This is a genomic window from Maricurvus nonylphenolicus (genome assembly GCF_042854845.1).
GTDB lineage: Bacteria > Pseudomonadota > Gammaproteobacteria > Pseudomonadales > Cellvibrionaceae > Maricurvus > Maricurvus nonylphenolicus.
Map to the genome: position 1 here is coordinate 2,584,804 of NZ_AP031498.1, position 26,986 is coordinate 2,611,789.

Annotated in this window: 21 protein-coding genes; 12 read left to right on the top strand and 9 right to left on the bottom strand. The window is 49.3% G+C overall.

From position 1 onward, the window contains the following. The first annotated feature begins 33 nt into the window (after positions 1-33). A complete protein-coding gene (locus ACGHZ6_RS11115; RefSeq protein WP_390618928.1) occupies positions 34-1,176 on the top strand; it encodes a patatin-like phospholipase family protein in 1,143 nt (380 codons plus the stop codon). Here ACGHZ6_RS11115 and ACGHZ6_RS11120 read toward each other — a convergent pair. From ACGHZ6_RS11120 to ACGHZ6_RS11135, 4 genes are all read right to left on the bottom strand, one after another. Next, positions 1,173-4,040, bottom strand: coding sequence for an EAL domain-containing protein (locus ACGHZ6_RS11120; RefSeq protein WP_390618929.1), 2,868 nt, complete (start codon positions 4,038-4,040; stop codon positions 1,173-1,175). The genes ACGHZ6_RS11115 and ACGHZ6_RS11120 overlap by 4 nt on opposite strands. A 102-nt stretch (positions 4,041-4,142) precedes the next feature. Next, the gene (locus ACGHZ6_RS11125) at positions 4,143-5,129 is read right to left on the bottom strand and encodes a hypothetical protein (RefSeq protein WP_390618930.1); all 987 of its coding nucleotides are present in this window, start codon (positions 5,127-5,129) and stop codon (positions 4,143-4,145) included. 393 nt (positions 5,130-5,522) lie between these two features. After that, complete coding sequence (locus tag ACGHZ6_RS11130; protein ID WP_390618931.1) at positions 5,523-8,315, bottom strand: bifunctional aconitate hydratase 2/2-methylisocitrate dehydratase; 2,793 nt, start codon at positions 8,313-8,315, stop codon at positions 5,523-5,525. Positions 8,316-8,699: 384 nt separating this feature from the next. Then, positions 8,700-8,921 (bottom strand): hypothetical protein, encoded by a 222-nt coding sequence (locus tag ACGHZ6_RS11135; RefSeq protein WP_390618932.1) that lies wholly within the window; start codon positions 8,919-8,921, stop codon positions 8,700-8,702. A 121-nt stretch (positions 8,922-9,042) separates the two neighbouring features. Between ACGHZ6_RS11135 and ACGHZ6_RS11140 the strand changes: the two genes are divergently transcribed. Then, positions 9,043-9,504, top strand: coding sequence for a DUF1289 domain-containing protein (locus ACGHZ6_RS11140; RefSeq protein WP_390618933.1), 462 nt, complete (start codon positions 9,043-9,045; stop codon positions 9,502-9,504). Between the two features lie 416 nt (positions 9,505-9,920). Continuing rightward, positions 9,921-10,535 (top strand): tRNA-(ms[2]io[6]A)-hydroxylase, encoded by a 615-nt coding sequence (locus ACGHZ6_RS11145; RefSeq protein WP_390618934.1) that lies wholly within the window; start codon positions 9,921-9,923, stop codon positions 10,533-10,535. On the opposite strand, the gene ACGHZ6_RS11150 is transcribed toward ACGHZ6_RS11145, so the two are convergent. The 5 genes from ACGHZ6_RS11150 to ACGHZ6_RS11170 all read right to left on the bottom strand — a co-directional run bounded on the left by ACGHZ6_RS11150 (position 10,519) and on the right by ACGHZ6_RS11170 (position 15,391). Further along, positions 10,519-11,805, bottom strand: coding sequence for a hypothetical protein (locus tag ACGHZ6_RS11150; protein WP_390618935.1), 1,287 nt, complete (start codon positions 11,803-11,805; stop codon positions 10,519-10,521). The genes ACGHZ6_RS11145 and ACGHZ6_RS11150 overlap by 17 nt on opposite strands. Positions 11,806-11,959: 154 nt before the next feature. Continuing rightward, positions 11,960-13,342, bottom strand: a complete 1,383-nt coding sequence (locus tag ACGHZ6_RS11155; RefSeq protein WP_390618936.1) for a hypothetical protein — start codon at positions 13,340-13,342, stop codon at positions 11,960-11,962. Between the two features lie 102 nt (positions 13,343-13,444). Beyond that, positions 13,445-14,161: a tRNA (N6-threonylcarbamoyladenosine(37)-N6)-methyltransferase TrmO gene (gene tsaA, locus ACGHZ6_RS11160; protein WP_390618937.1), complete on the bottom strand. Its 717-nt coding sequence runs from the start codon at positions 14,159-14,161 to the stop codon at positions 13,445-13,447. A gap of 6 nt (positions 14,162-14,167) precedes the next feature. After that, on the bottom strand, positions 14,168-14,887 hold the full coding sequence (locus tag ACGHZ6_RS11165) for a UDP-2,3-diacylglucosamine diphosphatase (RefSeq protein ID WP_390618938.1): 720 nt from the start codon (positions 14,885-14,887) through the stop codon (positions 14,168-14,170). Between the two features lie 9 nt (positions 14,888-14,896). Continuing rightward, positions 14,897-15,391 (bottom strand): peptidylprolyl isomerase, encoded by a 495-nt coding sequence (locus ACGHZ6_RS11170; RefSeq protein ID WP_390618939.1) that lies wholly within the window; start codon positions 15,389-15,391, stop codon positions 14,897-14,899. Positions 15,392-15,604: 213 nt separating this feature from the next. On the opposite strand from ACGHZ6_RS11170, the gene ACGHZ6_RS11175 reads away from it, so the two are divergent. The 9 genes from ACGHZ6_RS11175 (at position 15,605) to ACGHZ6_RS11215 (ending at position 26,973) form a co-directional block, all read left to right on the top strand. Further along, the gene (locus ACGHZ6_RS11175; RefSeq protein ID WP_390618940.1) at positions 15,605-17,287 is read left to right on the top strand and encodes a glutamine--tRNA ligase/YqeY domain fusion protein; all 1,683 of its coding nucleotides are present in this window, start codon (positions 15,605-15,607) and stop codon (positions 17,285-17,287) included. 42 nt (positions 17,288-17,329) lie between these two features. Continuing rightward, positions 17,330-18,730 carry a cysteine--tRNA ligase gene (gene cysS / locus ACGHZ6_RS11180; RefSeq protein ID WP_390618941.1) on the top strand — a complete coding sequence of 467 codons (1,401 nt, stop codon included), beginning with the start codon at positions 17,330-17,332 and terminating at the stop codon, positions 18,728-18,730. 20 nt (positions 18,731-18,750) lie between these two features. Beyond that, positions 18,751-19,725 carry a porphobilinogen synthase gene (hemB, locus tag ACGHZ6_RS11185; protein ID WP_390618942.1) on the top strand — a complete coding sequence of 325 codons (975 nt, stop codon included), beginning with the start codon at positions 18,751-18,753 and terminating at the stop codon, positions 19,723-19,725. 25 nt (positions 19,726-19,750) lie between these two features. Continuing rightward, a complete protein-coding gene (locus ACGHZ6_RS11190; RefSeq protein ID WP_390618943.1) occupies positions 19,751-19,912 on the top strand; it encodes a DUF3012 domain-containing protein in 162 nt (53 codons plus the stop codon). 10 nt (positions 19,913-19,922) lie between these two features. Continuing rightward, positions 19,923-20,135, top strand: coding sequence for a DUF3012 domain-containing protein (locus ACGHZ6_RS11195; protein ID WP_390618944.1), 213 nt, complete (start codon positions 19,923-19,925; stop codon positions 20,133-20,135). A 71-nt stretch (positions 20,136-20,206) separates the two neighbouring features. Continuing rightward, the gene (locus ACGHZ6_RS11200) at positions 20,207-21,733 is read left to right on the top strand and encodes a Wadjet anti-phage system protein JetA family protein (RefSeq protein WP_390618945.1); all 1,527 of its coding nucleotides are present in this window, start codon (positions 20,207-20,209) and stop codon (positions 21,731-21,733) included. A gap of 1 nt (position 21,734) precedes the next feature. Further along, positions 21,735-22,496, top strand: a complete 762-nt coding sequence (locus ACGHZ6_RS11205; protein ID WP_390618946.1) for a DUF4194 domain-containing protein — start codon at positions 21,735-21,737, stop codon at positions 22,494-22,496. A 1-nt stretch (position 22,497) separates the two neighbouring features. Further along, positions 22,498-26,127 carry an ATP-binding protein gene (locus tag ACGHZ6_RS11210; RefSeq protein ID WP_390618947.1) on the top strand — a complete coding sequence of 1,210 codons (3,630 nt, stop codon included), beginning with the start codon at positions 22,498-22,500 and terminating at the stop codon, positions 26,125-26,127. A 36-nt stretch (positions 26,128-26,163) separates the two neighbouring features. Beyond that, positions 26,164-26,973 carry an ion transporter gene (locus ACGHZ6_RS11215; protein ID WP_390618948.1) on the top strand — a complete coding sequence of 270 codons (810 nt, stop codon included), beginning with the start codon at positions 26,164-26,166 and terminating at the stop codon, positions 26,971-26,973. Positions 26,974-26,986 lie beyond the last annotated feature (13 nt).

Here is a 26,986-nt window from a genome sequence, read left to right on the forward strand (position 1 = left end):
ACAAGAACCGATCGATAAGGACTTTATTGGGGAATGACCACAAACGCATTAATTCTCTCCGGTGGTGGTGCAAGGGCAGCCTATCAGGTGGGCGTGCTACAGGCGCTCAATGAGATTCTGCCAAAAACTGAACAAAACCCGTTTCCTGTGATTTGCGGAACATCGGCTGGCGCCATCAATGCCTTGAGTTTGGCCAGTCATAGCGGCCACTTTACTGAGGCGGCCGATGACCTGATGAATATTTGGCAAAATATTTCCATGGACAGGATTTTTCGCACCGGCTGGATGGACATGATCAAAGGTGGTGCACGTATGGGCTTGTCCCTGTTTAATCAGGGTATTGGTCGGGATAAACCCATTGCTTTATTGGACAATGAGCCACTCCTGCATTTCATAAATGAGAAAATCTGCTTCGATACCCTGACTCAGTCTATCGATGAGGGCTCGTTAAAAGCGGTCTGCGTTACCGCTATGGGTTATACCTCCGGTGAGTCAGTCAGTTTTTTTCAGGGTGATCCAGCACTTGAAGACTGGCGGCGTTTTCGTAGAACCGGCGTGTCGACTAAATTAACCCCCCAACACCTGTTGGCTTCTTCGGCTATTCCGACTGTTTTTCCGACGGTAAAAATTGGTGATGAGTTTTACGGCGATGGTGCGGTACGTCAGGTGGCGCCTATTAGTCCCGCTTTGCACTTGGGTGCAGATCGCATCTTTGTCATTGGTGTGAGTAGTAACCGCAACCCGGGGCAGTGGACCAAGCGTCGTATGCCTGCCAAACATTCGCCCTCTATGGCACAAATCATCGGCCATATGTTTAACAGTGTGTTTATTGATGCCCTGGAAGGGGACATCGAACATCTTGAGCGTGTTAATGAGCTGTTGACCCTGATTCCCGAAGAAGTGTTGCAGGAGCAGGGGATGGCGTTGCGTCCTGTAGATACTTTGGTGATTTCGCCCTCAAAGGAACTCGATAAAATCGCTGGCCGTAAAGTTCGCTATTTACCTAAAAGCATGCGCTTTTTCTTAAATGCGACCGGTGGTACCGCGCGCGGTGGTGGCTCTGCTGCGACCAGTTATTTACTGTTTGAGCGTTCCTTTACCGATGAGTTGATTGAACTGGGCTATCAGGATGCCATGTGGGAAAAAGACAATATTGAAACCTTTTTCAAAGTCTAACGGGTGGTTTTCTTAAGTGCTTCAATAAATTCCGCTTCAGCCATGGGTTTGTAGAAGTAATACCCCTGAAAGGCGTCACAATGTTGATGGGTGAGAAATACCAGTTGTGGGTGTTCCTCTACACCTTCTGCAACAACTCGAAGCCCCAGGTGGTGTGACATCGAAATGATAGCTTCAACAATGGCTGCGTCATTGGGGTCGCTGCTGATATCGCGTATAAATGATTGGTCTACTTTGAGTTCATCAATATTGAGTTGTTTTAAATACGCCAGCGATGAATAACCTGTACCGAAATCATCGATAGAAACGCGAAAACCTATCTCTTTTAACTGTTCAAGTTTGGTTGAACTGTCGGCAATGTCGTCCATCAGAATGCCTTCAGTGATTTCCAGTGTTAGAAATTCTGGTGAGATCTCTCGTGCAGAGAGTGCATTTGAAAAGTCCGCAACCATGTCGGACTGTCTGAACTGTAACGGGCTGATGTTGATCGACAGGTGGAGATCGTTTTTTGTGGCTTTTGACTGGCTTAAGCGTTGCAGAAAACTTAGCGATTCTTCGAGAATCCATTTGCCCAGCTGTATGATTAGTCCCGTCTCCTCGGCGACAGGGATAAAATCAGCAGGTGAGACCGGACCCCGCTTGGGGTGCGTCCAGCGTACCAGGGTTTCTGCACCAATGATCTTTTGCTGATTGTCTACTTGTGGCTGAAAAACCAGCGAAAACTCCTGGCGTTTCAGCGCCAGGCGTAAATCTTTTTCCATCAGCAGGCGCTGTTCGAGGGACTGCTGCATGTTTTGCTCAAAGAACCTGACAGTATTACGACCACTGGCCTTGGCTTGATACATCGCGGCATCGGCATGTTTAAGGATGTCGTCCAGGTTATCGCTTTCTGCCGGGAAGAGCGTGGCTCCAATGCTGGGGGTTAGATGGAATTCGTAGGGTTTTACCTTAAAGGGGCGCTCAAAGCTCTTGCTGATTTTGTCGGCAATGCGCTGTGTGGTGCGAATGGCTTTGTCGTAATTCTCGTGAATGTCTGGCAGCAGTATAACAAACTCATCGCCACCAAAGCGGGCAACAGTATCTTCTTTGCGAATGGCCTGCCTTAAACGCTTGGCGACCTCTTTTAAAAGCAGATCACCTTTTTCGTGTCCCAGTGAGTCGTTCACATTCTTAAAGTGGTCGAGATCAGCGAACAATACACTGCCCTGAATACCTGCACGTTTGTTATGTTCCAGCGCTTGTTCCAGCCTATCCATAAACAGGTTGCGGTTTGGGAGTCCGGTCAGGGTATCAAAGTAAGCATGTTGAATGACTTTGGATTCGGCTTTCTTGCGTTCAGTAATATCCTGCACAATGGCATGGATAAAATTTCTTTCACCGTATTTGACAATGGTTAAGGATATTTCGGCTGGAAAGGTCGTGTCATCTGCACGCTTAAAAAGCCATTCAAATTTATGGCTTTTGAGTTTAACGGCTTTCTTGATCTCATTTAAGGCTAATGGAATTGAGCCCTCACCGCTGGGTTGCATTTCAGGTGAGAGAATAGCGGGGTTCCTGTTGAGAAGCTCTTCGTGTGATTGATAGCCGAACATGTGAACAAACGTATCATTACATTCGGTAATGGAGTCTCTATCCAATAACGCCATAGCAATGCCGGAGGCATCAAACAGTGTACGGTAACGCTCTTCGCTGGCCGTGAGCGCCAGCTGTGTTTGGCGATGGTTTTCATTGTCTTGTATTAACTGGTGATTAAGTCGTTGCAGTTGCGCAGTTCGACTTTCAATGCGTTGCTCCAGTTCTTCTTTAAGTTTAGTTGCTTCACCTTGGGCTATGCGTCGTTCTTCAATTTCTTTTTCTAGTTTTTGATAGTTGTGTTGCAGCTCTTGTTCGAGGCGTATCACTATCATATAGAACATTAAGGTTAACAGCCCGCCAATGCCGGCGGCTGCAGTGATTAATGTCAGGGAGAGATTGCGTTGGCGGGTGATTTGTTCAGAGATATCGATAATAACATGCAGTGTGCCGCTGTCGCCGCCAGCGGCATCTTTAAGTGGTGTATGGGCAATCTGATAATGTTTATCTTCGATACTGAAAATTCGGTTTTCAAGCGTGCTTTTGTCGGCAATGGCTCTGAGTAGTTTGACGGATGGTGTCAATTGGCTGCTGGAGGAGATAATTTCGTTTTGGAGGATGTCCCAGGGAAAACGAGGATTCGGGTGGGTCATCTCCCAACGCTCTTTACTCAGCAGGGCCTTGGGAATGGTTATGATTAGCTCTTCCTGAAGATGACGGGCCTGGTCATTCACTATGTGATCAATTTCTTCACCGATCTCAAGGTAGCCGACTATTTGGCCATTAATGATCCATGGCTTAACCACTCTGAGTACAAACCAGCCAAAAGGTCCAACTTCGATGCCCGAGCTGATCATGCCTTGTGTTTGCGCCTGCTTAAAGGTGTGTCTGTCTATTTTATCGCCATACCTTAAGGGTGCGTGTACGCGCAGGACATTAATGCCGTCGTTGTCGTGAAAGTAGAAGTGAGTCAGGCGGTGCTGTTTGTTGAGTGGCCCATAGATTTGCTGGGCGATATTCAGAATTTGCTGACGATCCTGCTTAAGCCATGCTTGTTGTAACGGCTTATTCTTGGCGATGTTATTGATAAGGCTTGTATAGAATTCAGCATCTTTCCTTAGGCTGTGAGAAAAGATGTTCTTGGTTTGAACGACCCGGTGCTTGATCTCCTGCTTGAGCTGTTGGTTCTGCTGGTGGACAACACTGCCAACCACAAACACTGCGATTAAAGCAAAGGCGATAAAGGAGGGGATTAGAATCCTTTGTCGTAATCGCAGGGCGTTGGAGGTCATAGGTCTACTTAGGAGGCACGTTTATGTTATTTAAGCATAAGTATAGCCTCCTATTTATCGACCATCTGACGAAAATGTATAGGGTTTCTGCCTTGCCTGTTCTCAGTTGTTATGGATGCGCTTTGGCCTGATGGAGATATTGAAGGCGGTATCCCGTAGGCGAGTGGGTAATTCTAGCTTACCGCCGCCAAGGCTTATCAGAGCGATGGCTACAGCCATAATAGGAATATGTCCAACCAACTCATGCAGCCCCAGGATTAACGCGGTCGCAGTAAAAAAGAAGGTGATCGACAGGGTGGCAAAGCGGGTTGACCAATTGAGCAGGATCATCAAACCGAAGCACAGCTCAGCGATGCCACCGGCAAAGACAAACTCAAGATCGCCAAATTCCGGCACCCCCAGCATTTTCATAAAATTCCACGGATATTGTTCGAGAAAAGCCAGGCCCAAAGCCGGATTCAGTAGTTTGTTGTGTATAGCCAGGATGATCAGCTGCAGGCCAAGGCCTATACGCAAGATAGCCAGCGCCAGTTGGGTTTGTTTATACAGCATGAGCGCCAGGGCAAGAGCAATAAACTCCGGCAGGTAATCGATGGTCTGCTGATAGGGAGTTATGGCTGTTACGTAAGCCATAAATGCCAGTAAACAAGCACCACCAACAACCGGTGTCAGGCCAGTGATTAAGCTCACAGCCACTATCGCCTGAAGTATATTGGCGGTTGAGTTTAATCCCTGTGCCGCCAAATTGGGGGCTAGAAAGACATTGGTTAGACAGTTGATGAGCAGCGCAACTCCCAGCATAACGGCTATAAGGCGCCACTGCAGCTGTGCTGGCCATAGGTTAAATACCTTGGGGTAACGCTTGGCAATAGCGGCTTCAGTTCGGTTAAAACCGTAACAGAATAGGCAGTAGAGCGTGCCGCCAATAAGAATGAGGAAATATATCGGATGCCAGGTAAAGGCAATGGTACTTGCTTGTTCTTCGGCGAACCAGCGAACATGGGCGTTGGCGTTAAGGCTCAAGCCGAATAGGGGTATCAGAATGACCACTCGGGTGAGGAGGATGGATATGGGTAGGGGTAGGTACATAGGTATAACAGCCTTTTTACAATCATCCTTGATATGAGGTTTTTATTATCGGGTCTCTTAACAATCCACGAATCTCAATAAATGAGTCAAATGTGTATCATGTGTTTCTTATGTGACTCATTTGGTTTGGAGTCTAGTTGTTGGTATTAAGCTGTTCCACTCAGAGCCATGCCAGCTTGAGCGGTTGTTCAGTAAGGTGTTCCGATATTGTTTTGCGGCCCCAAAGTCAGGTCTATTTGCCGCAAACGAGTATGTAATGGGGGGCTTGGGGAAAGCTGTTAGTAGTCGCCGTTGAGGAGGGGGAGGGAAGCCGGGCGGGAAATAAAAAGCCCCACAACCTTTCGGTGGTGGGGCTTTTCGTCTGAGCCTTAAGCTCGGAGTCTGTGTTGTCGATTAACCAACAATTTTCACAGGCTCGGCTTCAACAGCCAGATCTTCCGAAGGAGGAGTGAAAGAAGTCAGGTGGATACCATCAACGGCTTCTTTGTACTCTTCCAGAGTCGGGAAACGACCCAGAATACAGGACAGAACTACCATCGGGGTAGAGCCCAACAGAGATTCACCTTTCTTGTCAGCGCTGTCTTCTACAACACGGCCTTGGAACAGGCGGGTAGAAGTGGCCAGAACGGTGTCACCAGGAGCAGCTTTCTCCTGGTTACCCATACACAGGTTACATCCAGGGCGCTCCAGATACATGATGTTCTGGTACTGGGTACGCGCTTCTTCTTTCGGGTTCTCGTCAGAGAATTCGAAACCAGCGTATTTCTCCAGCAGCTCCCAATCGCCTTCGGCTTTCAGTTCGTCAACGATGTTGTAGGTAGGTGGCGCAACAACCAGTGGGGCGTTGAAAGAGATAGGACCTTTCTTCTCCAGGTTGCGCAGCATGGCAGCGATGATTTGCATATCACCTTTGTGAACCATACAGGAACCAACGAAGCCCAGGTCTACCTTGCGGCCATCGTAGTAAGAAGTAGGACGAATCACATCGTGGGTGTAACGCTTGGAGATGTCTTCGTTGTTTACGTCTGGGTCAGCAATCATTGGCTCGTCGATTGCGTCCAGGTCTACAACAACTTCTGCGTAGTACTTGGCGTTATTGTCCGGAGCCAGCGCAGGAACTTCGCCAGATTTAACTTCAGCGATACGCTTGTCGGCCAGGTCGATCAGGCCTTGCAGCATATTGGCGTCGTTTTCCATGCCTTTGTCGATCATGATCTGGATGCGGGACTTGGCCAGCTCCAGAGAGGCGATCAGGGTTTCATCGTTAGAAATACAGATAGAGGCTTTAGCCTTCATTTCTGCAGTCCAGTCGGTGAAGGTAAAGGCCTGGTCAGCCAGCAGGGTACCGATTTGTACTTCGATTACACGACCCTGGAAAACGTTCTCGCCGGCGAACTGCTTCAGCATTTGCGCTTGAGTGGCGTGTACGATGTCACGGAAGTCCATGTGCGGCTTCATGTGGCCTTTGAAGGTTACCTTGACAGACTCAGGAATAGGCATGGAAGCTTCACCGGTGGCCAGAGCCAGAGCAACAGTACCGGAGTCAGCACCGAATGCTACACCTTTGGACATACGGGTGTGAGAGTCACCGCCGATAATGATAGCGCGGTCATCAATGGTGATGTCATTCAAAACCTTGTGAATAACGTCAGTCATTGAGTGGTAAACACCTTTAGGGTCACGTGCAGTGATAACACCGAAAGCGTTCATGAAAGACATCAGCTTAGGAATGTTGGACTGAGCTTTCTTGTCCCATACAGACGCAGTGTGACAACCGGACTGGTAAGCACCATCAACGCTGGTGGAGATGGTAGAAGCTGCCATGGCTTCCAGTTCCTGACAGGTCATAGGACCAGTGGTGTCCTGGGAACCTACGATGTTCACTTTAACGCGAACGTCAGAACCGGTGTGCAGAGGAGTCTTGGAAGTAACACCTACAGCATTACGGTTGAAGATCTTCTCAACAGCAGTCAGGCCTTGGCCGTCGTTGGAAATTTCTTTAGAAGGTGCGTAAACAACTGGCGCTTCAACGCCCAGAGTTTCAGCAGCAAATGTTTGCAGCTTCTTACCGAATACAACCGCGTAAGAACCGCCAGCTTTCATGAACTCGACTTTTTGTGGAGTGAAAGCAGCCGCTACGTCAACCAGCTCTTTGTCGCCGTTGTACAGCTTCTTGGCTTTGGTATCGATGGTCAGAACGGTACCGGTAGCTACAGAGTAGGCTTCTTCCAGTACTGGGTCGCCGTTGGCGTCACGAACAACTTCGCCGTTCGCATCAGTTTTCTTCACCCAGTTTTGCAGGTCCAGACCAATACCGCCGGTTACGCCAACAGTGGTCAGGAAGATAGGTGCGATACCGTTAGTTCCGGCAACAACAGGTGCGATGTTGATGAACGGAACGTATTGGCTGGCTTGCTTACCGGCCCACAGGGCAACGTTGTTAACACCGGACATACGGGAAGAACCAACACCCATGGTGCCTTTCTCGGCGATCAGCATCACCTTGGCGTCTGGGTGCTTCTTGCCCAGCTCAACGATTTCTTGCTGAGCTTCCGGGGTGATCATGCACTGGCCGTGCAGTTCACGGTCAGCACGGGAGTGAGACTGGTTACCTGGAGACAGCAAGTCAGTAGAGATATCACCTTCAGCGGCGATGTAGGTAACAACGTTGATCTTCTCTGGGATATCGTCCAGCTTGGTGAAGAACTCAGCCTTGGCGTAGCTTTCCAGAACGTCTTTAGCGATGGCATTGCCAGCTTTGAAAGCGTCTGCCAGACGAGCGTTATCAGCGTCGTACAGGAATACTTGAGATTTCAGGACTTCAGCAGCAGCTGCGGCTTGAGCATCGTCAGACAGGGCGATGTCCAGCAGTACTTCAACAGAAGGGCCACCTTTCATGTGAGACAGCTGCTCAAGCGCGAACTCAGGGCTGATCTCTGCAACAGTTTCCTGACCCAGAACGATGTCTTTCAGGAACTGAGCTTTCACGCCAGCGGCAGGGGTGGTGCCTGGGAGAGTGTTGTAGATGAAGAACTTCAGGGAGTCTTCGCGATTCTCATTGCCGGTATCCTTAATCTGGGCAATGATTTCAGACAGCAACTCGGCGCTATCAATTGGCTTTGGATTCAAACCCAAGTCCTTCTTACGGACTTCGATTTCTTCCATGTATGCAGAATATAAGCTCATTCGAACCTCTCACGGCAGGCTATTTGTTGTAAGTTACTTATCTCTTGCCATCATCGCTGATGATTTTCCATCGGCGCTGAAGGCGCTCGCCACCATCGTTGATGGCTCAGACCAGGATCGCTGGTAGATAAGGCTATCGGCGGCACTCCACCGATGACACTGTGGGCCTTGTAATCACACTTTTGTAGTTAAACTACAAGGAATACCCCTAGCAGGGCAGGCATTCTACACGATCCACTGGTTTGAGTTAAGAATTCTTGGAAATCAACTACTTATACTCACTATAAGTTGGGCGAATAGTGAGCAAATCAGCGTCTCCGTGATACAAGACTAGCAGTGTTTTATGACATTTCGAGAGGGATTTAGTGCCCCTTGAGAGGGGGATTAGCAGCCGCGGGTGACCACCATAAAGTCGCTGTTGGCGTTTTCCAGTAAGAACTCGATACGCTGGCGTATATCCTGGGCGGAACTGTGCTTTAACATCTCGCTGATAAGGCTGGATTGCAGGGCCTGGGCCATGGCATCTTCGCTCATTGCAGGGTCCTGTTGGGCGCTGGACAGGGCATCTTGAATAGCTTTTTCTGCAATTTTAAATTCACCGGCCATGATAAATCCTTATGGGTTGTTGGCGTGTTCGAAGGGCAGTTTTGCATGTTATTATGGCGGCAAATAAAAAGGGCATATTGACTCAGATCAGTCATCGGATGATTTGGGTATTGGGGAATACATGATTTTTAAGCCTGTTCGTACACCTTGTGTCGGAGTTTGTTCCACTGGTATGGGGGGCAGCGTCTGTCGTGGTTGTAAGCGTTTTGCACATGAGGTGATCGATTGGAACGCCTATAGCAATGAGCAGCGTTATACCATCGTCAAGCGACTCGAGACGCTGTTGAGCCAGGTGGTTGCCGCCAAGATTCAGGTGCTGAATGAGGCCCTTCTAAAAGAACAGCTGGAACACCAGCAGATCCGTTTCAATCGCGATAGTGATCCTCATTGCTGGGTGTTTGACCTATTGAAAGCAGGTGCCCGTCAAATTGAAGATCTTGCGCCATATGGGCTGGAGTTACAGCCGGAGTGGGGCAAGTGTCAGTTGGTTGAGGTGAGGGACGCTATAGATCAGGATTTCTTTACGCTTTCGAGCGCCCATTTCGATCGTTATATCGCGCCTGGCTTACTACAGCAGGCATAGTAATAGCGCCGACGTTCTCTTTTCGAGCTCCATTGGTTGGGCTTAAGGTCAGAATCCCGCATCCCCTTTAGAAACCTTCGGAGGCAGGACGCCGACGCAGAGCGGCCAGGACGGCGAAAAGCGTGTTTCTAAAGGGGATGCGGGGTTCTGTCCGCCACGATTTCGATTCGGTACTGAACTCGTAGTAACGTTTGCTTCTTAACTAGTGCGTGGCGATTGCGACCCCTTATTGGCTTCACGGACACGCTTTTCGGCATCCATGCCCGCTCTGCGTCGGCGTCCTGCCTCCGAAGGTCCATGAAGCCAATAAGGGATCACAATCTTAAGCCCACCGTTTGAGCTCTTTTCGATTGTTTGTATCTTCGGGTTCTGTGGCTATAATTCACGCCCTTATTTTTTGCCTGTATTCTTCTGTCATGACTGATATCCCTGAAATTAAAGCCTATCTCTTATGTGAAACACCTGATGCCTGGATTCAGGAGGCTTTACAGCATCTGGATATCATTCTGATTGATCATGCGGCCAATGAGATGAAGGCTGCCCAGTCGGCCATGACGCTGATGGCCAAGCATCCGCATAAATTGGATCTGCTAAATAAAATGTCACGCTTGGCTCGCGAGGAACTGGTGCATTTTGAGCAGGTGCTGAAGATTCTGAAAAAGCGCAATATTAAATATCAGGCGCTTAAAGCCAGTCCTTATGCCTCCAAGTTGGCGCAACATATCCGTAAAGGCCAAAAGGAAAAGCTGACAGATACGCTGATTATCGGCTCGATTATCGAGGCGCGTTCCTGCGAGCGGTTTGCCAAGTTGGCACCTTATCTTGATGAAGAGTTGAAGAAGTTTTACTTGTCTCTGCTCAAGTCTGAGGCTCGCCACTTTAAGGATTATCTAACCTTGGCTGAAGCGTATAGTGATGAGCCTATCGATGAACGCGTGACGTTCTTTCTGGAAACCGAAAAGCAGGCCATTCTTGGTGCTGACCCCTTGATGCGTTTCCATTCTGGTATTCCCGTCACTGCTGCGGGTTAAGGTCCTTTGCCTGACTGGTTTTATCGCCTGTCAGTAAGTGTTGTAATTGCCCGGCTTTCGCGAGTTGGTTGGCAATCTCCGTTTCTATGTCTTCTCTCAGATGCTGGTGGCGTTTGTTGATATAGGGGTAAAGTGCGATTGGGCTAAAATTCGATACGCTAAAGAACGAAGCCGAAAAGCTCTCATTTTCCAGGACCTCTGAGTAGGACTCATAGATTTCCATAAAAAAATCGACACGATTTGCTGCCAGCATTTTCATACCAATAGCGACATTGGTGACGGGGATGCGGTTGTGAGCCGGGTGATAGCTCAGTATGTCATCAACAATAGGAGAGCCCCTGACAAAAGCTACGCGTTTGTCGGTAGGAATATCTGAATACTGATGCATGGGCGCTTGAGGTTTGGTGGCTATAATCTCGTAAGTCACCGATGCGATTGGTGTATTTAGCTTTCGCAGTTGATCATTCTGGTTAAATGGCGTGTGGTCTCCACGAGCGCAAGTGCCATCCAGTACACCTTTGTTGAGTTCGGCAATTTCTCTCGCTCTAGGTAGGGCCACCATCGTCAGTGTGTAACCCAGATTGGCAAATATCTTGCTGTAGAATTTGTCTGCAATTTTAAAGACGCGACTGTTTTTTGAAACGCTACAGCCGAAGAGAAGTTCGCGATCGCCGGTTTGAGGAAGAGGCTCATTGTCATTGAGGATATAGGGTTTGTGTTGCTTACGTTGTCCTATGGCCTGTGCCAGAGGTTCTGACAAGTGGGCCAGTTTGGGTTGTAGATAGAGGTAGATTGGAAAGACTGCCAGTTGTTTGATTTTTACCAGACCAAGTTTTTGGCTGTGCGGATATATGGCGGCTTGGTAGGTGACAACGCTATCAATTTCACCTTGTTGAATGGCTTCGATGATGCCGATTAAAGAATCGTATTTAATCAGGTGCTTATAGCCCGCTTGCTTCGCAGCCTCTGCAAATAAAAGGGCATTTTTGACATAACCAATTCGGAGCTGTTCTGGCGATGAGGCTTTGTTGTTAGTGTTTTTAGGTGCCCAAATACCCAATATGGCATTTCTAAATGCTGGCTTTATTTGAATAAGGTTGAGGTCGAAGCGTTTGGTAAAGAAGCCAGGTCTGCCGCAATCACCATCCAGGCTTTGGTTTTTTAACTTGGTTACCGCTTCCTGATTTGTGTAGGGGGTGATCGTTAGGTTGTAGCCCTGTTGCTTAAGCGCTGGATTAATAATGCTTTCAATATATTGATAGTCGGGCATCGAAGATGTGCTTAAGCAGGAAAAATTAAGCGGCTTGAGCTGGGTTGCATAGGCATTTATCGATAGCACGCAGGTGGCTATAACGGTAAAAGCCTGTATGAAGTTGGTCAGCTGTCTGTGCGTTAGTTGGACTTTCCGCATAGTGTATTCAACGTCAATAGTGTATCAAATGATCTTCATTGGAAGACTCTAATTGCTTTCGTAAAAGTTCTGTTGCCTGCTTTTGTAGGTAAATATGTTTACGGTGCAGCATGGGGTATACCGGGGCACCGTGGATGCTTCCGCTTAAATAAATGGGTACTTGCGAGTTGAGGTGTTGAAGCGATGGGCCGGCTGATTGAATAATATCGACATAGAAGTCCACCTCGCCTGCAGCTAATAATTGTAGGCCGGTGTGAGCGGAGTTGACTTGTTTAACGATGGGCAGGTATTGCCTCACTTTTTGGTTTACCGAGATGGTGCCTCGAACAACGGCCAAGCTGCTCTGCGGTGGGAAATCATGGATGCTATTGATTTCAGCTTCAGGGGTAGTGCTCCAAACCTGAAAACGGTTCTTCGTCAGTGGGACATCCAGTTTGGTGACATACTCTTGCATATTATTGGCAAAGAAATTGGTGCGGCCGCAGCTGCCGTCCATATTCCCGTTCTTTAGTTCGGCTATTTCTCTGCCGCGAGATATGCTCTGCAGGGTTATGTGATAACCCATGGTATTAAACGCCTGGTTTAACGTGTCGCCAACCACCTTAAAGTAAAGGTTCGAACTGGGGATGGCGCAGGAAAACTTCAGGGGCTTTAGGTTCGTTTTAGGAGGTTGATTTGGGGCCTGGGTGGCCTTGAAGGGCGATGTAGTGGTCTGCCGGGCAATAATATCTGATAGATCCCTAAGCAGGTGTTGGTGTTTTTTTAGCAGCAGGCCGTGCAAAGGAACAGAAAGTATATGGTTGTGGTATACCACTTTTTTAGCATAGGGAGACTCTTTAAGTTTCGGCATGCCAACGTGGTAATGCATTAGCAGGTCAATATCACCATCGACTAATGCTTGTATCATGGAGTCAGTGTTATTAAAGCCTTGGATTTTCTTGTAGCCCATGCTTTCGAGGTAAGTGGGTATAAAAAGGGCGTTACTGTTGTAGCCAATGACTTGGTCTTTTCTGGATGAAGGAAGTTGGTGGTCTGCTTTGGCCCAGGAGGAAAACTCCACCATGCGATAAGCGTGGGGGATTGACTGGGTGTTAGTTAAGCCACTTAGCTCTGAAAAGTGAGCAACGCGGCCGCAATCGCCGTCGACGCTTTCACTGCGAAGCAGATTTATGGCATCTTCTTTTGTCGCATGGCGCATTGAAAATTGATAGCCCAGCTTGGCAAAAGCGCGCCGATAAATCTTCTCGACATATTTATAGCCCGCTTCATGGGGTTTGCCTGTGCAGACGAATTGCATGGTTTTGGCGTTTGGTGTCGCCGGAACATGCTGAGCAAAACTATCAAGAGGCTGGCTGAAAAATAGCGCCAGCAAAATCGTGGTGATTACTGCAATCAAACGGATGCCTGGTGTTTTGTTGTTTTTATAGTGTGCCCACACAGTTTGTGGGTTACTGGCAGTATAAAGACGAGTATATGGAGATAGAAGGTATCTGAAGGGCTATTTTAATACTTTTTCGATATTGATGACGTGAAAGTCATTACCTGAGTTTATCCATTCTATATTGAAATCATACAGCGCCATGCCGTAACGCCTAGGTTCAGCACCGGCCTTTTGGTAGGCTGGCTGTGGTTGCTGGCTGATGATCTGGCTAATCAATTGTTGCAGGGAAGGATAGGTCTGGCTGTTTTCGGCGATCTGAGCCTGGGCTTTATTGCTGAAAGTCACCGGAATGGGTGTGCCGGGGGCGGAATCGGCAAAGCCGCCTTGTGCCTCCGGTAATGCGTCGGCATAGGGGATATAGGGTTTGATATCCAAAATGGGGGTCCCATCCACCAGGTCTATGCCGCTTAGCTCCAGCTGCCACTGGTTTCCCTTCTTGGTCACGCCCTCAAGCTTTACAACAGAAAGCCCAATGGGGTTGGGGCGGAAGGGGCTTCGTGTAGCAAATACTCCGAGGCGTTGATTGCCGCCCAGACGAGGGGGGCGAACCGTGGGTTTCCAGCCCTGATCCGCCACCTTATGGAAAACAAAGGTCAGCCACAGGTGGGAGAAATCCTCAATGCCACGGAGGATCTCTTCGCGGTTACAGTCACCCGATAGAATAAGGGAAGCTTCGGCTGCTGTTACCAGGCCCGGTTGGCGGGGGACGGCAAACTTCTCTTTATAGGGAGATTGGATAATGCCAACAGGCTTGAACCGATACTCTTCTGCCACAGAAGTCTATTCCTGGATATCCTGTTGGCACAGCTCGATGCCATCGCTGGAGGCTTCAATCCACCAAAGCTTTTTGCACCAGTCACCCAGGACGATGCGTTCTGCTGCTTGTCCTTCGATCTCCAGTGGATGGCGATCTGGGCGGTGGGTGTGGCCATGAATCAGGGTGGTGACTTTGGCCTCAGTCATAACCTTAACGACCTCATCGGGCGTTACATCCATGATGTCTTCCGCCTTGAGGCTGTTCATGGATTTGCTTTGCTCGCGCAGTTGTTTGGCGATGGCACGGCGCTCTGCAAGCGGTTTGGATAGCAGGGCCTCTTGCCATTGTGGGGATCGGGCCTGCTGGCGGAAAGCCATATATTCGGTATCGCTGGTACACAGGCTGTCGCCGTGCATGAGCAGCACTGGTGTGCCGTAAAGATCAACAATACTGGGGTCAGTTAGCAGGGTTGCGCCTGTTTCGCGGCTAAATTGCTCGCCGACCAAAAAGTCGCGATTGCCGACCATAAAGTAGAGTGGAATCTGCAGTTGGCTCAGGCGTTCAACGATCTCACGGTTAAAGGGGGCGTCATCATCGTCGCCGACCCAGACTTCAAAGAAGTCACCCAAAATATAAAGGGCATCCGCATTGGCGGCTTTTTGGTCAAGGAAATCGAAAAACGCCCGGGTGATAGCCGGGCGTGATTCATCCAGATGCAAATCTGAGATAAAGAGGGTGGTCATAGGGGGCGATTAACCTTCTACGGTCACCTTATCGATGGTGATTGGCTCAACAGGGACATCCTGGTGGAAGCCTGCGTTGCCGGTGCGCACGCCTTTGATTTGGTTAACCACGTCCATACCTTCAACAACTTTACCGAATACGCAGTAACCCCAGCCCTGAGAGTTCTTGGCAGTGTGGTTGAGGAAATCATTGTCTTTCACGTTGATGAAAAACTGAGCAGAGGCGGAGTGTGGATCCATGGTGCGGGCCATAGCGATGGTACCAGTCTCGTTTTTCAGGCCATTGTCGGCTTCGTTTTCAACGGGATCGCGGGTCTCTTTCTCGTTCATGTCGGCATCCATACCGCCGCCCTGGACCATAAAACCGTCAATTACGCGGTGGAAAATGGTGCCTTCGTACTGGCCTTCTTCACAGTACTGCTTGAAATTGGCAGCAGTTTTTGGGGCTTTTTCAAAGTCCAGTTCCAGTTTGATGTCACCAAAAGAGGTGTGTAGCGTGATCATGGCAGGCTCCTGTAGCTCTTCTCGAATAAAATCTGACCAGATAGGTGGAGAAGAACGGTAAAAAATCTTTAGTTTATAGGTGCTTAGAGCAACCCGAGGCGGCTATAATACGCCTTTTGCCGTTCGCTGGGAAATACCTCAGCGGCCCTCCCTGGACTGGTGATAGGGAAGGGCTTACATGAATCTCATACAGAGACCGAGGAAGACAAGACATTGTCCGAGAAAGCCGCATCTGAAAGTCGTCCGCTGAACTTTATCGAGCAGATCATCAAGAAAGATCTGGACGAAGGAGTGCATAGCAACGTTGTTACCCGATTCCCGCCGGAGCCCAATGGCTACCTGCATATCGGCCACGCCAAGTCTATTTGTCTGAACTTCGGTTTGGCGCAGACCTTTGGTGGTCAGTGTAACCTGCGCTTTGACGACACCAACCCCGAAAAAGAAGAGATGGAATATGTTGAATCCATCAAGCGGGATGTTGAGTGGCTGGGCTTTGAATGGGCCGGCGATGTGCGTTATGCCTCCAGTTACTTCGATCAGTTCTACGAGTGGGCGCTGCACCTGATTCGTGAAGGTAAGGCTTATGTCTGCCATCTGTCGCCGGAAGAAACCAAGGAATACCGTGGTTGGGCTACCAAGCCGGGTAAAGACAGTCCGTATCGTAACCGCTCAGTCGAGGAAAACCTGGCCGAGTTTGAAAAGATGCGTGCCGGTGAATACGACGAAGGTGCCTGTGTGCTGCGTGCCAAGATCGACATGGCCAGCCCGAATATGAATATGCGTGATCCGATGCTGTACCGGATTCGTAAACAGGCTCATCACCAAACCGGTGATAAGTGGTGTATCTACCCGACTTACGATTTTGCCCATGGTCAGGAAGATGCTATCGAAGGCATTAGCCATTCGATCTGTACTCTGGAGTTTGCCGATCACCGTCCGTTGTATGAGTGGTTTATTGAAAACCTGCCAGTACCGAGCAAACCTCGTCAGTACGAGTTTGCCCGCCTGGAACTGAACTATACGGTAACTTCCAAGCGTAAGCTGAAGCAGCTGGTTGACGAGAATCACGTCGATGGCTGGGATGATCCACGTATGCCAACCATTTCTGGTATGCGTCGCCGAGGCTATTCACCAGCTTCACTGCGCAACTTCTGCGAAATGATCGGTGTTACCAAGTCGGGCAGCACCATCGATGTGGGTCAGCTCGAATACTGTGTACGTGACGATCTGAATAACAATGCACCGCGTGCGATGTGTGTGATTAACCCGCTGAAGGTGACCATTGAGAATGTTAAGCCTGAAACCAAAAAGACCATGGTTCAGCCGGTTCACCCGAACAAGGAAGAGCTGGGCGAGCGTGAGTTGCCGTTCAGTCGCGAAATCTATATCGATCGCGCTGATTTTTCGGAAGACACAACGCTGTCGCGTAAGAAGTTTAAACGTCTGGTACTGGGTGAATACGTTCGCTTGCGTGGTTCCTATGTGATCAAAGCCGACGCGGTGATTACGGACGAAAATGGTGAGCCAACAGAGATTGTTGCAACTCTGGTACCTAAAACTGTAGGCGAGAATCCGCCGGAAGGCATTAAGCCTCGCGGCGTGATCCATTGGGTTGATGCCAATGACTGTGTTGATTGTGAAGTACGTTTATACGATCGCCTGTTTAACGATGAAGCGCCAGATGCAGGTGATAAGAATTTCCTGGATGCCCTGAATCCGGAGTCCCTGCAAATTATCTCTGGTTGTAAGGCTGAAAAAGGTTTGGTGAATGCTAGAGCGGAGCAAAGCTATCAGTTTGAGCGAGAAGGTTACTTCTGCCTGGATAGCAAATATTCCTCCGACGATAAGCTGGTCTTTAACCGTACCATTGGCCTCAAAGATAACTGGAAAAAGTAATGCATGATGCCCGAAGAAAATCGGACATTCGCGGAAAACACTATGAGCTTTACACTGTACAACACCCTGACACGCAAAAAAGAAATCTTTAAGCCCATTCACGAAGGCAAGGTCAATATGTACGTCTGCGGCATGACCGTCTACGACTATTGCCATATTGGTCATGCCCGTGTGCTGGTATCTTTTGATGTGATTACCCGTTACCTGCGCTCGCAGGGCTGGGATGTTAATTATGTGCGCAATATCACCGATATTGACGACAAGATATTAAATCGCGCCAATGAAAACGGTGAAGTTTATACCGATTTGACCGACCGTTTTATTACGGCGATGCATGAAGATCAGGAGCAGTTAGGCGTATTGCCTCCGGATCAGGAGCCCCGTGCAACATCGCATATCGACGGTATTATCGAAATGGTACAAACCTTGGTTGATAAAGGTTTTGCCTATGAAGCCAGTAATGGTGATGTCTACTACCGTGTCGATAAGTTCGAAGGGTACGGCAAACTGTCGGGCAAAAATCCAGAAGAGTTAAAAGCCGGTGCCCGTATTGAAGTCGGTGATGTCAAAGAAGACCCCCGTGATTTTGCTCTGTGGAAGTCTGCCAAAGAAGGTGAAGTATCCTGGGATTCCCCGTGGGGAGATGGTCGTCCAGGCTGGCATATTGAATGTTCAGCGATGAGCAAATCCTGCTGTGGCAGCAACTTTGATATCCACGGTGGTGGGCCTGACTTGCCATTCCCTCATCACGAAAACGAAATTGCTCAAAGTGAAGCCGCTAACGGTTGTGCTTATGTAAATTACTGGATGCATGCCGGTGCTGTGCGTGTTGATGGCGAGAAAATGTCCAAGTCGCTGGGTAACTTCTTTACCATCCGTGATGTACTGGAAAAGTACCAGCCGGAAGTGGTGCGTTATTTGTTAATCAGCCGCCACTACCGCAGCCCGATCAACTATGCCGAAGATAATCTTATTGAAGCCAAGGCGGGCCTGGAGCGATTCTATCAATCTCTACGTGAATACGGTGAGGTTGAGGCTTGGACTGTTGATGCGTTGAAAGGTACGCATTTTTACGAGCGCTTTGTTGCAGCCATGAATGATGACTTTAATACCAGTGAAGCATTGGCCGCTATGTTCGATTTGGTTCGCACCTTAAATACCGCTACGAAAGAAGGCGATATTGAGCAGGCGACTGAATTGGCCGGTCAGCTTAAAGGTATTGGCGCAATTTTTGGTATCCTGCAGGGAGATGCGGAAGCGTTTCTGAAAGCGGGCAGTGGTGATGAGATCAGCGCTGAAGATGTAGAAGCGTTAATTGCCGAACGCATTCAGGCTAAAGCTGACAAAAACTGGGGCCGCGCTGATGAGATTCGTGACCAGTTGGTAGAGCAGGGTGTCGTGCTGGAAGATAGTCCGCAGGGTACAACGTGGCGTCGTGGCTAAATAGAGATTAAGGAAAACACATGACCATAACCCCCGAATTTCGTTTTCGCCGTTTACGCCGCACACCTGTGTTGCGTGATCTGGTGCGGGAGAACAATTTGTCGGCCAATGATTTCATTCTGCCGATTTTTGTTGAAGAAGAAATTACTGAACCCGTCGCAATTGAGTCCATGCCGAGGGTTGTGCGTTATCCGGAATCCCAGTTGGCTGAAGTCGTTCAGCGTGCCTGGTCTAAAGGGATTAAGGCCGTACTGCTGTTTGGTGTCTCAACCCATAAAGACGATTGTGGTAGTGACACCTGGAATGATGATGGCTTGATGGCCCGTATGATTCGCACCGCTAAACAGGCACAGCCAGAAATGCTGGTTGCCAGTGATAACTGTTTCTGCGAGTACACGGTACATGGCCACTGTGGTGTCACCCATGACAATGACGTGGTTAATGACGCTACTTTAGAGAATCTGCAGAAGCAGGTGTTGGTCGCAGCCCGTGCCGGCGTGGACTTGATCGCACCATCAGGCATGATGGATGGCATGATCGCCGCTATCCGTGAAGCGCTGGATGATGGCGGCTTCTCACATATTCCGGTGATGTCCTATTCAACTAAATTTGCGTCAGCGTTTTACGGTCCTTTCCGTGATGCGGTGGACAGTAATTTTAAAGGTACCCGTGACAGCTATCAGATGGATCACGCCAATGGCCGTGAAGCCTTGGCAGAGTCCATGCAGGATGAGTTGGAAGGCGCTGACATTTTAATGGTTAAGCCTGGCTTGGCGTATCTGGATGTAATTGCCGATATCCGTAAACACTCAGATCGTCCGCTGGCGGTATACCATGTGAGTGGTGAGTACGCCATGATAAAGGCCGGTGCCGCCGCAGGCGTAATTGACGAAAAGGCCATTGTGATGGAAACCATGGTTGCCTTTAAACGTGCCGGTTGTGACCTGATAATTACCTATTATGCCGAGCAGCTGGCAGAATGGTTAAACGCTTAAACTTCAGTCACGGATAAGGAATACCATGAAAAAATTATTTTCTATTAGCACCATGATTCTATTGCTTACTGCCTGTGCACCTGAGGTCGGCAGTGACGCCTGGTGTGCCAATATGAAAGAAAAACCCAAAGGCGACTGGACTGCCAATGAAGCAAAGGATTTTGCCAAACACTGTGTCTTCAAGTAATTAGCGTAGTATGAATAAATATTTGGCCCTGTTGTGTCTGCTGTTAGTCGGTTGTTTATTGATAATGATGGGGCTGAATATGATTGCCGCTACTGATGAACAGCAAAATGCCGTAACCACCGTTGGCAGTGAAGCCTGGTGTGATGCCATGGTGGAAACCCCGAACAGCCAATGGACGGAGCAAACGACTCAGGACTTTGCTCGTCATTGTTTGTACGAGTAACGGCTTTTTACCTATAAATACTGACTGCCATGGAAGGTAGATAATAATAAATACCACGATTCAGTAACTGCATGTTTTTCTCTGATTCTCGACAGCATTTTTTTCGGCCACTTACCGGCAAATACCGGGAAGTGTTTGTTGAATGTCTGCGCCTGCTGTATCAACGCTTATACACAGATTTAACCGATTTTGGTCATGTGCGCAATCGCGACCAGATCGTAGATATCTTCCTTGAGGCCATTGCTCGCGCCCCGGTTATTGAAACCGATAGCGCGGAAGGTGAAGAGGAGGGCAGATTTAAAAATCAGCGTGAGTTAGCCGGTTTTATCCTCAACAGCCTGCTGGAACACGGCTGGCTGGAAAAGCAGGTGGATGAAGCCACGCTGCAAAGTTCCTATGCCTTCAGCAAAGTTGGGCGCATGTTCACCCAGCCTTTTGTCGATACTGACAGTTCCCGTTTTCGTACCCGTAACCGCAACACCCGCAATACGCGTAACAGCTTACAGGCCTTTTATGAACAGGGAGAAATCTATGACCTGCTCGATGCCTATGAGTATTCGGAGCGGATTATCAGTGATTTTACCGATGTGATCTCGGAGCTGGAAGATCGCAAGCGTCAGCTGGTGAAAGAGGTTGAGGCGCGTCAGTTGGTGCAACAGGCCACCGATGAATTTTTTGAGTTTATGGAGAACACCTTCAAACCGGATCTGGAGGTGCGATTGTCGGCGGATAGCGTCGAAAAGTACCGCGATCAAATTGCATCACTGATCAAGCAAATTCGCCGCAAACGCAAATACGGTGTCGGTGACGAAAAGGATATGGACTGGCGCGCGGTCATGGAACTGCGTTTACGGCGTCTGATGCCCAATCGTGTCGTCGATGGGCAGTCTATTCTCGAAAATCTGTTGCAGGGGATTGAGGATCGTCTGCGTAGTGCCTGCGAGGGCATGTTGCCGGCGTTGCGAAAATCCCTCAATAGTTTTACCCAGCGCGCCGATATTATTATGCGCCAGCTTAGCTATATTCATGCCCAGGGGGATGATGATGCCCTGGCAGCCTGTAAAGTGTTGGCTGAGAAATCCGTCCAAGAGCAGGATCAGCGTCTTGCTGCCGCAGCAGAACACCTAACCGGTTTGCAGTTGGGTTATATTGATCCGGGGCAGATTCTATTGCGCACCCGCGCCAGTAGGCGGGTGGTTATGAGTCGTGTCGCCGAGGATAAGGCCCTCGATGAAACAGCCCGTCGTGAAATCTTTGTCCAGCAAGCGCTGGATAGAGCCTTTAGTATTCAGGGCGGCGATATTCGTCAGTATATAGCTGAAACTCTGGCCCAGACTGGCCGCATAAATACCCGTCACCTTCCTATCAATACCGCTCGGGACTTGTTGTCTGTCGCCCATGCCATTGAAGTCGGTGCGGCAGAGAACTTATCGTCGGAATACAGCTTTCGTGTCAGCCCGGTGAGTGAAGATGATGATGGCCGCCAATGGTTGCCTGCCGATGTGGGCTTGCTTGACGATGAATACTTTGGCCGTCGGGATGAATTTGTCATTGAGATTAAAAGCGAATTAAAAGCTCAGCTCCAGGAGAGCCTCTAGTATGTCGACTTTGCAAGCGGTTCTGTTTGAGAAGCTAACTGCTGAAAATCTACGTGAATCCGATTGGCTGGAGCTGCTTCAGCGCCTGTTGGATTATGGCGTATTGTGCCGTGCTGAAAGTCAGGTGGAGGCCGAGCTGTACGACCGCTATGTGCGTATTGAGTCCCTGGTAGATGACTATTTGGCGCTGATGGGCGTACGCCTACATCACGATTCCCGTTTTCAATATGTGCGCCTGGTACCTCCCGGTGCTCGTGTTCCCGGTGTCGATGATGAGACGGATACCCCGTTTAATGGTGGCTTCAGGGCCAAACTTAATCAAAATGAAGTGGCTCTGATTTTATGTCTGCGCACCGAATACGATAAGGCGTTACGTGAAGGTCAGGTTGATGAGGGCGGTTGCGTTAACTTATCCATTGAAGCGTTGGCTTTATCTTTAAAGAATTTGCTGTCGCGATCGCTGCCGGAAAGTCAGCAGGAGCGAAAGTTGTTGTTTAAGCGTTTGCGTCAACTGCGTGTCATTCGGTTTGGAGCCGAAGCGGATCTGGGGGATGGTGAAAGCTGGATTAAAGTGCGCCCGATGATTGTTAATCTGGTCAGCAATGAGGTGATTGATAGCTTAATCGCAGATGCAGGTGAAATGGTTGACGATGTTGTTGAGTCTTCGGTTAAAGAGGAAGAAATAGAAGCCTCCCTGGCTGCAGCAACTGATAAGGGTTCTCTTTTTGGTGATGAATCCTCCGCGGAACTGGAGGAGTCCTGATATGTATTTAAAGAAGTTTATCTATGTAAACTGGGGCAATATTCCCCATGCCGAGTTTGATTTTGGCCCCATTAATCTGTTCTCCGGTGGTAATGGCTCTGGCAAAACAACAGCGGCGGATGCTATTCAGACGGTGATGACTGCCGCCCACGATAACCTGTTCCATTTTAACCCCGGCCAGGATGAATCTACCCAGCGAGGCCGCGGTGGTAAGCAGGTTCGCACCTTGGCCTCCTATGTGTTGGGGTGTGATGATGGTGCCTATGCGCGACCGGATTCATGCGATGGTTATCTGGCTGCCGTTTTTGCGCCAACGCCCGGTGAAGATGGTGAAGGCTTTACCGCATTATTGGCCATGCGGGCTTTTGTCGAGAAAACCGGCCAACAAAAAACGGCGCGCCTGGACGATAGCCTGTTTTTTATTCTGCCGGATGTGAGTTTATCCCTCGGTGACCTGGTGAAAGAGGATGTGGGAGGACGCTATGTTTTCCCTATGGATAAAGTCTACGCTCAGTTGCGCCAGCAGTTTGGTACGACCAGTGTCGAGAAGTACGACAAAAAGAAAGCCTATCTCTGCCGTCTCTACGGCGTATTACGCGGCCGCCGTGATGCGGTATCCGAGCGGGAAGCCATGAATGCAGCGCGAGCATTTTCGCGTTTTATGGCCTACAAACCCATCAAGGGCATAGATGAATTTGTCGCCAACGAAGTGCTTGAGCCCCGTGATCTGGGTGATGCTATTCGCGACGTGTCGGCCATGTTAAAGCGTATTCACGGAATGGAGCAGGATGCCCGGGAATTGCGTGAAGCGACTGATCGTCTGTTGGCTGGCCGTGATTGCGCCGATGCTTTTATCGATCAATGGCTAGAGCAGCAATTGATGCAATACAGTTTGGCACGCAGTCGTTATAACCAGTGTCAGTCCCGTTACCTTAGCGAAAAGCAAAAGCAGCAGCGTTTACGTGAGCAGTTACAGGGTAATGAACGAGACGCCGAGCTGGCTGAGCAGCGACGTAAGGAGTTACGCCAGCAGTTGCTGGAGTTGGAGGCGCGTCGTTTGCAAGTCCCGGCTCTGCGGGATAAGGATCAGCTGGAAAAAACCATTGCTGAGCTCGATAACAATATGCGCCAATCGGTTGCGCCGCTGCTAACGCAAGATCAGCAATTGCGCAGTAACCGTCAGGCAGCGGGACAGATTCAGCGGGCGATTCAGCAAACCTCCATTCAGCTAACGGTTAATGGCTTGGCAGATAAGGCCTTGATTAAAGCTGCCAGTGATTTAAGTCAGGAGGCTTCGTCGGTAGATTTTCAATCGCTGTTTAATCGCGACTGGATTGATATCAGTCCGTTGGAAGGACACCTTGATGAAGCGCTGGCGATGCAACAACTGCATAATCGTTTTGCCGAAAGCTGGTTGGTGACTGACGGTGGTGACAGCAGTTTACGTGATCAATTGGCGCAGGAACGCGATAAACGTCGCCACGCCAGCGACCGATTGCAAAAGCAGGTCGCCGCCAAGAATAGTGAAATTCAGCTGCTGGAACAGCGTCAGTCCGTTTATCCCACTTATGTGCGTGTAGCGCTTGAGACGATTAATAGGCAGTTACCTGATGCGGATGCCCGTGTGCTCTGCGATTACGTTGAAGTGGTTGATGAACAGTGGCAGTCCGCTATCGAGGGTTATATAGGAGGCGCACGCTTTGGCATCATTGTTGAAGACGAATTCGAAGCTGATGCAATAAGTTTGGTGCGCCGCCTACCCGGTGGCAGTAAGGCCAGGGTTATTCAGGGTCATAAAGCCCGTCGCGATGCCGAACGCCTGGGCCAATTGCCAAGTGATTCCATCATGCATGTGATGAGCTTTGGCCATGCCACAGCGGAAGCCTATCTGATGGCCAGTTATGGCCAAGTCCAGCGCGTCGATAACGCTGATGAGCTTCGTCACACCCGACGCGGTGTGACTCGTGATTGCATGGGATCTGGCAATTACGCCATGTTTCGCTGCGATTTGGGAGATAGTGATTTGGTGTTTGGCCAGGCGGCTCGGGAAAAAGCCCTGGCAGCCAAGCAGGATGAATTGCAACAGTTGCAGATGGAGTGGCAGGGCAGTGCTGACAGTGCCAATGAATGTCAGCAGTTGCTACAGGCGGTAGATCAGTTAAAAACCATTGATTATGCCGATCAGTTAAACGGTATGTTGGCCTTACAGCGACGTTTGTTAAATGCGGAAGCCAGTTTAAAGCAGTTGGATCTGACCGACTTTACTGAGCTCGAGGCCCAGCTTGAGCAACTGAAATCCGATGAAGGTGAGCTCGAGTCGAAACTCAAGACGTTGGAAGATGCTCGGGTAGATGTTAAAAGTGATCTCAAACGTGCCAATAATCGCTGTGAGGATCTGGGTGCTGAGCAGGACGATACACTGGATGCACTGGATACGGCCGAAGACAACCTGCGTAGCCTGTCGACAATTTGGGCTGACTTCGATATTGAGAAGCAGCTGGCTCAGGCAGACGAGCTAGTAGAGCTGCATAACCTTGAGTATTTCCTCAACAGCGCAGCCAGCCTGGACGGTGAGCTCAATAGTCTGTTGCATACTTTGCAAAAGCGTATTTTGGAGCATAACCAGCTCTGTAATGGCGCCGATGCAATTGCCTTTGAGCTGGACTTTGGCGATAGCCTGGGGCGGGCCAACTTTAAGCGGGTGTGTGAGCTGCAAAGGCAGCTGGACAGCCTCTATAACCGCTACAAAAATAATATTCTTGCCAAGCGTCACGAGGAGCTGGTTTCACTGCGTGAAAGCTTCAATAACGCCTTTGTGACTAACCTCTGCCATTCTATCTTCCAAGCGATTAATGACGGCAAGAAAGTGCTGGAAGAGTTGAATAAGGAACTTGAGCATCACCGCTTTGGTGCTGACCGTGAGAGTTTTGAGTTTGGCTGGGAGTGGGTGCCTGAGTTTAAGGATTACTGGCAATTCTTTAAGGCCGTTATTGACAACCCAAGCTTGGGCGATGGCGAAACCCTGTTCGACATGAAGCTCAGTGGTAAACATGAGGCGGTGCGGGATCGCTTGATGGCGATGCTGCTGGATGAAGATGCCAATAAGGCCTTGCGCGAGCTCAACCGTATTGCCGATTACCGCAACTACCGCTGCTATGAAATTTATAAAAAACCTGAAGGCAAGGCACCGATTGCCCTCAGTCAGTACGGCACAGGCTCCGGTGGTCAGTTGGAAACGCCGGCTTATATTATCCGTAGTGCAGCCATTACCTCGGCATTTCGCTTTAATGAGGGCAAATCTCACCTGCGCATGGTGCTGGTGGACGAGGCCTTCTCGAAGATGGATGAACACCGATCCAAAGAGGTGATCAACTATTTGACTGAAAGCCTCGGTCTGCAGCTGATGTTTATTATGCCGTCGAGCAAGTCTGGGCCGTTTATGGATCTTATCAGCAACCAGTTTATTTTTAGCAAATGTCCAACTTCACAGCCCATGGGGGAACTCATGACGCGGGTATTGGTCGATAGGCAGCAGTGTGACAAAGAGAAAATTGCTGCTCTGATGGCCAACCATCGTCGCACCATTCGCCAGCAGGCGTCGTTGGATTTTCTTGAAGAAGTAGAAGTTTAACCCCGGCAGGGGATATCAATCTCAGAGGTTTATGTGATGGGTAGTACGCGCAATGATCAATTGCAGCAAATTTTCTTTCGAATTCGCTCAAACAAGGTATTCGAGTTCTTTGTTATCGGCGTCATTATTTTCTCGGCATTGGTGATTGGGGTAAAAACCTATGAGCTGCCACCTGTGTTTGTTCAGGTTGTTGGTGTTTTAGATATTTTCATTACACTGATTTTCCTGGTGGAGATTATTATTCGCTTTCTGGGTGAAGAGGATAAAAAGCGCTTCTTTAATAAAGCCTGGAATGTCTTTGATACGCTGATTGTGATTATGAGTCTGGTGCCCATCGAAGACAGTGAAATGGCTTTGATTGGTCGTTTGGTACGGATCTTCCGTGTATTGCGGATGGTATCTATTATTCCTGAGCTGCGATTACTGCTGAATTCGCTACTGACCGCGTTGCCGCAACTGGGTTATGTGATGTTGATGATGTTTATCATCTTCTATATCTATGCCGCTGTAGGCAGTACTTTCTTCGCCGAGATTAATCCAACCTTGTGGGGCGACATCGCCGTAAGTCTGCTGACCCTGTTCCGTGTTATGACCTTTGAGGATTGGACGGATGTGATGTATGAGACCATGACGGTTTATCCGCTCAGCTGGGCTTTCTACCTTACCTTTATTTTCTTTACTGCCTTTGCCTTCCTGAACATGGTGATCGGTATTGTGGTTAATGTGCTGGAAGAGGAGCATCAGCGGATTGCCAGGGCCGAGGCTGAGGCGGCCGGGGAGCCGACCTTGAAGGATCTGCAAAATCAGCTTGATGAACTGAAAGCGCTGCTGCAAAAACAGCAGTAGTACTAACGCCGGG

Coding starts and splice junctions, on each gene's coding strand:
- ACGHZ6_RS11115 (WP_390618928.1), top strand. CDS start 34: ATGACCACAAACGCATTAATTCTCTCCGGTGGTGGTGCAAGGGCAGCC.
- ACGHZ6_RS11120 (WP_390618929.1), bottom strand. CDS start 4,040: ATGACCTCCAACGCCCTGCGATTACGACAAAGGATTCTAATCCCCTCC.
- ACGHZ6_RS11125 (WP_390618930.1), bottom strand. CDS start 5,129: ATGTACCTACCCCTACCCATATCCATCCTCCTCACCCGAGTGGTCATT.
- ACGHZ6_RS11130 (WP_390618931.1), bottom strand. CDS start 8,315: ATGAGCTTATATTCTGCATACATGGAAGAAATCGAAGTCCGTAAGAAG.
- ACGHZ6_RS11135 (WP_390618932.1), bottom strand. CDS start 8,921: ATGGCCGGTGAATTTAAAATTGCAGAAAAAGCTATTCAAGATGCCCTG.
- ACGHZ6_RS11140 (WP_390618933.1), top strand. CDS start 9,043: ATGATTTTTAAGCCTGTTCGTACACCTTGTGTCGGAGTTTGTTCCACT.
- ACGHZ6_RS11145 (WP_390618934.1), top strand. CDS start 9,921: ATGACTGATATCCCTGAAATTAAAGCCTATCTCTTATGTGAAACACCT.
- ACGHZ6_RS11150 (WP_390618935.1), bottom strand. CDS start 11,805: ATGCCCGACTATCAATATATTGAAAGCATTATTAATCCAGCGCTTAAG.
- ACGHZ6_RS11165 (WP_390618938.1), bottom strand. CDS start 14,887: ATGACCACCCTCTTTATCTCAGATTTGCATCTGGATGAATCACGCCCG.
- ACGHZ6_RS11170 (WP_390618939.1), bottom strand. CDS start 15,391: ATGATCACGCTACACACCTCTTTTGGTGACATCAAACTGGAACTGGAC.
- cysS (WP_390618941.1), top strand. CDS start 17,330: ATGAGCTTTACACTGTACAACACCCTGACACGCAAAAAAGAAATCTTT.
- hemB (WP_390618942.1), top strand. CDS start 18,751: ATGACCATAACCCCCGAATTTCGTTTTCGCCGTTTACGCCGCACACCT.
- ACGHZ6_RS11190 (WP_390618943.1), top strand. CDS start 19,751: ATGAAAAAATTATTTTCTATTAGCACCATGATTCTATTGCTTACTGCC.
- ACGHZ6_RS11195 (WP_390618944.1), top strand. CDS start 19,923: ATGAATAAATATTTGGCCCTGTTGTGTCTGCTGTTAGTCGGTTGTTTA.
- ACGHZ6_RS11200 (WP_390618945.1), top strand. CDS start 20,207: ATGTTTTTCTCTGATTCTCGACAGCATTTTTTTCGGCCACTTACCGGC.
- ACGHZ6_RS11205 (WP_390618946.1), top strand. CDS start 21,735: ATGTCGACTTTGCAAGCGGTTCTGTTTGAGAAGCTAACTGCTGAAAAT.
- ACGHZ6_RS11210 (WP_390618947.1), top strand. CDS start 22,498: ATGTATTTAAAGAAGTTTATCTATGTAAACTGGGGCAATATTCCCCAT.
- ACGHZ6_RS11215 (WP_390618948.1), top strand. CDS start 26,164: ATGGGTAGTACGCGCAATGATCAATTGCAGCAAATTTTCTTTCGAATT.